Origin of the sequence: Frankia sp. EI5c, from assembly GCF_001636565.1 — a bacterium.
Lineage (GTDB): Bacteria > Actinomycetota > Actinomycetes > Frankiales > Frankiaceae > Parafrankia.
The window spans coordinates 1-6,428 of sequence record NZ_LRTK01000015.1; the positions used below are offsets into that span (position 1 = coordinate 1).

The window sequence follows — 6,428 nt, forward strand, 5'->3', positions numbered from 1 at the left end:
GATCCCGTTGGTGAGACTCCACTCCGCGGCCTTGGCCACGCTGTATGAGTTGGCCCCGAGGTACGGCATCCAGGACAGCCTCGAAAGGACGTTGAGGNCCGCGCCGCCGCCGTTACCGGCGAGGATCGGCGCGAACGCGCGCACCATCGCGAGCGTCCCGTAGAAGTTGGTGTCCATCTCAAGGCGGATCTTCGCCAGCTCGCCGGTGACGAGATTCTGCGCGGTGGTCACGCCGGCGTTGTTGACCAACAACGTGACGTCGGATGCGGCGGCGGCCGCCGCGGCCACCGATTCGGGGTCGGTGATGTCGAGCTGAAGAGTCTCGACCCCGGGGAGGTCGAACGACCGTGGGCTACGCGCCGTTGCGTAGATCTTCGATGCCCCCCGTTCGTGGAGCTGCTCGACGAAATGGCGGCCGATGCCGCGGCTCGTGCCGGTGACCAGGGCGATGCTTCCGGAGAGGTCCATGAGTCCACCGTAGAGCCCGGGCATGAGTCTGTAGATGCTTGAAATGCTCAATCTGATATCCAACTGACTCACCGTGGGTGTCATCCGGTACGCTGAGCCTCATGGATGTCCTCGCCGACGTGCTCGCGGTCTCGGGGGTCCGCGGCACCCTCGGAGCGAGGATCGAGGCCGGGGAGAAGTGGGGCTGGTGGGCGGAGCCCTCCCGCAGCGCCGCCTTCCACGCGGTCACCGCGGGCACGGCCTGGCTGGCGAGNCCGGGTCAGCCCGCCCGTCAGCTCATGCCCGGTGACGTCGTTCTCCTGCCGAGCGGTACCGAGCACGTCCTGGCAAGCGACGCCGACACCCTGGCCCGCACCGGTGCGCACGCCTTCGACACGTGGGAGTGGGCCGAGTCCGGCGTGGTGCGGATCGGCTCCGGCCCGGTCCGCACCCACATCCTGTGCGCCCACTACTCGCACGACCCTGCGATCACGACCCAGGTGTTCTCCCTGCTCCCCGAGCTGGTCCACATCCAGGCAGACAACGCGGGGGGATGCCTGGAGGACACTGTCCGGCTGCTCGGGCGCGAGCTCGCCCAGCCGCAGCTCGGGACGGCCGTCGTCCTGGACAGACTCGTCGACGTTCTCCTCATCCAGCTGCTGCGGGTGTGGCTCGCCACGGGGGAGGCCCGNCCAACCGCCTCCTGGCTGGGGGTCCTCGATGATCCGGTGGTCGGTGCCGCGGTCGCGAAGCTCCATGGGGACCCCGCGCGTGCCTGGACCACCGAGATCCTGGCCGACGAGGTCTCGGTCTCCCGCGCCACGCTGTCGCGGCGGTTCCCCGCCGTGGTCGGCGAGGCACCCGGGGCCTACCTCACCCGCTGGCGGATGGACCTGGCGGCCCGCCGGCTACGGGATACCGACGACACGCTGGAGAGCATCGCCAGGTCGGTCGGGTACACGTCGGTCTACGCATTCAACCGGGCGTTCACCCGCATCCGGTCGCAGCCGCCCGGTCGGTACCGCGCCGGCGCGCGGGCGTCAGCCCGCAACGCCAGCGGGTAGAAGCTGGGGCGGCGGGCGGCGGAAGTGGTGGGTGGCGACAGGAGAGTTCGGGCTCGACCGATGAGTTCCGCCGGCCCACCTGGTCTACCAGGACGTACCCGCCGCACAACGGATCTGGAGACCTGCCGTGACCATCCCCGCGCACCCCGGCCGCATGCTGTTCCTGAACATCCCCGTAGCGGATCTCCCGCGAAGCAAGGCGTTCTTCACGAAGCTCGGGTTCAGCTTCAACCCGAACTTCACCGACGAGAACGCCGCCTGCATGCTGGTCGGCGAGCAGGCCAGCGTCATGCTGCTCAGCCACCAGAAGTTCGCGGAGTTCTCGAAGCTGCCGATGGCGGATCCTGCCACGCACGCACTGGCGCTCTACTGCTTCAGCGTGTCGTCCCGCGAGGAGGTCGACGCGGTCGCCGAGGCCGCGCTGGCCGCGGGCGGCGTCGAGGCGGATGGCCTGGAGGACTACGGCTTCATGTGCTCGCGTAGCTTCTTCGACCTCGACGGCCACGGCTGGCAGGTCATGTGGATGGATCCGGCGGCGGCGGAGCAGGGCCCCGAGGAGTTCGTCGCCTCGATGCAGGACGCCAACGCCCCGGCCTGACCTGATGGTCGTGACCGGATCGGACCAGGGTAGTCGCCGGACCTGCGGCGGCTGCCCGGTCAGAAGACGCGCGGAAGCCGATACTCGTTTCCGCGGGAACCTCCCGCGAGGATCGCCCGTAGTCGCGGCACGCTCATCTCGGTAGATCTCGGTAGATCTCGGAGGAGGCACGATGCGCGGTGGCTCGGACGAGACGAACTGGGCCGGGAACATCGTCTACCGGGCAGGCCGGCGCGTTGCGCCCACGTCCGTCGAGGAGCTTTGTGAGATCGTGGCCGGCTGCGATCGGGCGCGGCCGGTCGGCACGCATCACTCGTTCAACACGATCGCCGACACGGCGGGGACACTGATTTCGACCAGTCGGCTGCCCGCCATATTCCAGGTCGACGCCGACGCGGGTGAGGTTACCGTGAGCGCCGGGACTCGCTACAGCACCCTCGCCCACGAGCTGGAGGCTCGGGGCTGGGCGTTGCGAAACCTCGGCTCTCTGCCCCACATCTGTGTCGCCGGGGCGTGCGCGACGGCGACGCATGGCTCCGGTGACCGCAACGGGAATCTGGCGACGTCCGTCGTCGCGCTCGACCTCGTCACCGCCGCCGGCGACCTCGTCACCGTTCGCCGGGGCGTGGACCGCGACTTCGCCGGTCACGTCGTCGCACTCGGCGCGCTGGGGGTGGTGGTGGCCGTGACGCTGGCGATTGTGCCGACATTCCTGATCTGTCAGAACGTCTATCGGGGTCTGACCCGAAGCGCGTTACTGGAGAATCTCGACGAAATCTTCGCCATGGCCTACAGCGTCAGCGTCTTCACGACCTGGCGCCCCGAGTCGTCCCTGCTGTNGGTGAAGCAACGGGTCGGTGCGGCCGACGAGACCGCCCTGCGGCCGGTGGAGAAGCTCGGCGTCCGGGCACTCGATCATCCGGTCCACCCGATATCCGGTCTCGACCCGATCCACACGACGCAACAGCTCGGCGTCCCCGGCCCGTGGCATGAGCGACTGCCGCACTTCCGGTCGGGTTTCACGCCAAGCGCCGGGAACGAGCTGCAGTCGGAATATTCGTGCCNCGCGACCGCGCCGCCGCGGCGGTTGCCGCGATCCATGCGATCGGCGAGCAGATCCGGCCCGCCCTGCACGTCAGCGAACTGCGCTCGATCGCCCCGGACGATCTGTGGCTCAGCCCCACCCACGGCCGCGAGGCGGTCAGCCTGCATTTCACCTGGCGGGCGGCCGAAGCCGCCGTCACCCGGGCGGTGGCCGCGGTGGAACGCCAGCTGGCGCCGTTCGAGCCCCGCCCGCACTGGGGAAAGATCTTCGCACTGTCGTCGGAGACTATCCGCGCCTCCTACCCGCGAGCCGCGGACTTCACCGAACTGGCCGGACGCCGCGATCCGACCGGGGTCTTCCGTAACCCGTTCCTGGCCCACACGCTGGGCCTGACGTGATCGGCTGACGCGCTCGACAGCCGGACCGCGGCGCGCGGACCGCGGACCGCGGACCGGAATCCGTGAACGCCCTGGCAGACCGAGGGCGGAGACGACGACGCTGCCGGCCCGCTGCCCGAGAGGTCCGACGGTATGCCGGCTCGCCAGCGCGCCAAAGAGGAAATGCCTGGTCAGAGGCCATCTCTCACTTCGTCGGCCGGGCTGATGAGCGGCCGCCCTCACCGAACCGGTTCCGCGGCGGCACCCCCCGATGGGATACCCCCTGCAGGGGGTGCGAGAGTCTGCTAAAGAAGGCATCACCAGTAACAAGCAGGCAATACTGGAGATAGGGGCAGTCGTGACTGGCGGCGACGACACCAGGTGGGGAACGAGCCTGGGGGCACCGGGCTGGGTACCGCCCAACGTCGATCTGAAGACCGACGTACCGCACTCGGCGCGCGTCTACGACTACATCCTGGGCGGTAAGGACAACTTCCCGGCCGACCGTGCGGCCGGTGAGGCGACCGCGAAGAACATGCCGGGCGTGGCGCGATCCATGCNGGCGAACCGGAACTTCATGGCCCGGATGGCGCACANAGTCGCCGCCGAGCACGGCATCCGGCAGTTCCTCGACATCGGCACCGGGCTGCCGACCGCGCCGAACCTGCACGAGGTCGTCCAGAAGGTCGCCCCCGAGGCACGGATCGTCTACGTCGACAACGACCCGATCGTCCTGGTGCACGCCCGGGCACTGCTCACCAGCACCCCCGAAGGCCGCACCGCCTACCTCGACGCCGACTTCACCGACCCGGAATCCATCCTGAAGTCCGAGCAGCTCACCTCCACCTTCGACCTGAGCCAGCCCGTCGCGCTCAGTCTGATCGCGCTCGTGCACTTCATCCCGGACGAGAAGATCATCCAGGATGTCATCGACACGCTCATGGCACCGCTGGCCTCCGGCAGCATCCTGGCGCTCTCCACGGTCACCGCCGACTACGCGCCCGACCAGGTGGCAGGCGGGGTCGCCGCGTACCGGGCCAACGGCATCTCGATGACCGCGCGTGACAAGGCCACGGTCGAAGGCTTCTTCCGCGGGCTGGAGATCCTCGACCCCGGCGTCGTCCTCGTCCACCGCTGGCACCCCGACGAGGACGCGGCCGCGTACAGCGACGACGAGTCGTTCATGTACGGCGCGATCGCCCGAAAGCCGTAACGCTCGGGGCCGGAAACGGCAATGGCGACGTTGCGACCAACTCGGCACGCACCTCCTCCGCGGTTCGTGACGGCCGGGCCGACGTCACGCGGGGCTGTTCCGCCGAGGACCTGACGGGTTTGGACGCCCGGAACAAGCGCCACCGAGCAACCCGGTGGCGCTTGTTCCGACGGACCATTCGCGGCCAGACAGACCCTGACCCCGGCCTGCCTACTTCACCCTCCGATCCCGTTTGGCGTCGAGGCCGCGCGGGCCTACGGCCGGCTGGCGGCGGCCGTGATCGCTGCTGGCCGCAAGCCGACTGCGTTTTGACGTGGTGACTATGTCAATCTATCGTCGAGGCGTGTTGTATCCCACTCCCGCCCTCGGGTCCGCCGACGATCGGGTGCTCGGCGAGATCGACGACCTGCGGGACGCGCTGCGGCACCAGGTCGCGGCCATGCCGTCAAAGTGGACGTCGGGCCTCCGGAAGTTCCTGACCGCCGACGCCGTCGCCGCCTCGAACTCCATCGAGGGTTTCAAGGTGGCCACGGTCGACGTCGAGGATCTGATGGCTGGCGAGCGTGACGTCGAGGTCTCCGACGAGAACCGCGAGGAGACCCTTGCCTACCAGCGGATGATGACCTACCTTCAGACCCTTCACGATGCCGAGGACTTCAGCTACAGCAAAGGCCTGCTCAACGCCCTGCACTGGATGTTGCAGGGTCATCGTCACACCGTGCGTAGGCCGGCCGGGCAGTGGCGCCGCGGCCCCGTCTACGTCACCGACGCCCGTGACCCCAGCATCGCCGCCTACACGGCCCCAGACGCCGACACCGTACCCGCGCTGATGGGAGAACTTGTCGGCTGGCTGAACGCCGACGACGGCACCCACCTGCTGGTGCGGGCGGCGATGGCGCATCTGCACCTGGTGTCCATCCACCCGTGGGCGGACGGGAACGGCCGAATGTCCCGTTCACTGCAGACACTCATGATTGCCCGCGAAGGTGTGCTGGCCCCGGAGTTCTCGTCCATCGAGGCGTGGCTCGGCCGCCCCGGCAACACCTGGGAGTACTACCGCGAACTCGCTGACCGCGGGTCCACCTACCTGCCCGACCAGGACGTCGCCAGCTGGATCCGGTTCAACCTGACCGCCTACCACCAGCAGGCCCAGACCGTCGCGGGCCGGCTCGACCGCTCCGGGCGGGTCTGGCGCGCACTCTCGGAGTTCGCCGAGTCCACCGGTCTGGACGAGCGGGTGGTCACGGCCCTGCACGACGTGGCCATGGCCGGGCGGGTCCGCCGCTCACGCTACGAGCACGCCGAGAACCTGAGCCTGCAACAGGCCCAACGTGATCTCCGTGACCTCACCACCGCGCAGGTTCTGGAACCGGTCGGCCGAACCCGGGCCCGCTACTACACGGCCGGCCCACGCTTCCCCCAGTCGGCGCTTGACACTGCGAACAGGCCGATGACCTTGAGGAACCCATACACCAGCTGACAGGCAACCCACCGGGCGCCGCGCCGATCAGGATGCAACGATCGACCATGAAGCCGGCGGGGCCTATGACCAGTGAGACCCCCGCCAGGGTTCACCGCGAATCCCGGCGACTACACGGGCCTGGAAAAGCATCTCCGCGTGGTCCCTGTTACGCGGCCACCCTCCCGCGCGAGAGGCACCATCCTGGACTTGGACGAAGCCGGC

5 protein-coding genes and 7 pseudogenes are annotated in these 6,428 nt (G+C 68.9%); 10 read left to right on the forward strand and 2 right to left on the reverse strand.

The features are described 5' to 3' along the window. Both UG55_RS34535 and UG55_RS09465 read right to left on the reverse strand, forming a co-directional pair. Positions 1–97 (reverse strand): annotated as a pseudogene (locus UG55_RS34535) (short-chain dehydrogenase); the annotation flags it as partial. A 1-nt stretch (position 98) separates the two neighbouring features. Beyond that, positions 99–468: pseudogene (locus tag UG55_RS09465) on the reverse strand (SDR family NAD(P)-dependent oxidoreductase); the annotation flags it as partial. 101 nt (positions 469–569) lie between these two features. Here UG55_RS09465 and UG55_RS34540 point away from each other — a divergent pair. The 10 genes and pseudogenes from UG55_RS34540 to UG55_RS09490 all read left to right on the forward strand — a co-directional run. Further along, positions 570–721: cupin domain-containing protein (locus UG55_RS34540; protein WP_242424075.1), on the forward strand; the 152-nt coding region annotated here is incomplete at its 3' end. 1 nt (position 722) lies between these two features. Next, positions 723–1,138 (forward strand): annotated as a pseudogene (locus tag UG55_RS34545) (cupin domain-containing protein); the annotation flags it as partial. Between the two features lies 1 nt (position 1,139). Next, positions 1,140–1,511, forward strand: a pseudogene (locus UG55_RS34550) (helix-turn-helix transcriptional regulator); the annotation flags it as partial. Between the two features lie 154 nt (positions 1,512–1,665). Next, positions 1,666–2,109, forward strand: a complete 444-nt coding sequence (locus UG55_RS09475) for a VOC family protein (protein WP_066065940.1) — start codon at positions 1,666–1,668, stop codon at positions 2,107–2,109. Between the two features lie 172 nt (positions 2,110–2,281). After that, positions 2,282–2,948 (forward strand): FAD-binding protein (locus tag UG55_RS34555; RefSeq protein WP_242424073.1); only part of this gene is annotated, 667 nt, incomplete at its 3' end. Between the two features lies 1 nt (position 2,949). Further along, positions 2,950–3,173: pseudogene (locus UG55_RS46925) on the forward strand (FAD-binding protein); the annotation flags it as partial. A 1-nt stretch (position 3,174) separates the two neighbouring features. After that, positions 3,175–3,552 (forward strand): annotated as a pseudogene (locus tag UG55_RS34560) (D-arabinono-1,4-lactone oxidase); the annotation flags it as partial. A 250-nt stretch (positions 3,553–3,802) separates the two neighbouring features. Then, the coding region (locus tag UG55_RS34565) for an SAM-dependent methyltransferase (RefSeq protein WP_242424074.1) at positions 3,803–4,091 on the forward strand (289 nt) is incomplete at its 3' end. A 37-nt stretch (positions 4,092–4,128) separates the two neighbouring features. Beyond that, a pseudogene (locus tag UG55_RS09485) lies at positions 4,129–4,744 on the forward strand (SAM-dependent methyltransferase); the annotation flags it as partial. Positions 4,745–5,087: 343 nt separating this feature from the next. After that, entirely contained in the window at positions 5,088–6,224 is a 1,137-nt protein-coding gene (locus UG55_RS09490; RefSeq protein WP_066065937.1) for a Fic family protein, read from the forward strand. Positions 6,225–6,428 lie beyond the last annotated feature (204 nt).

Excerpts from the sequence above, each read along its gene's own strand:
- UG55_RS09475 (WP_066065940.1), top strand. The coding sequence starts at position 1,666 with ATGCTGTTCCTGAACATCCCCGTAGCGGATCTCCCGCGAAGCAAGGCG.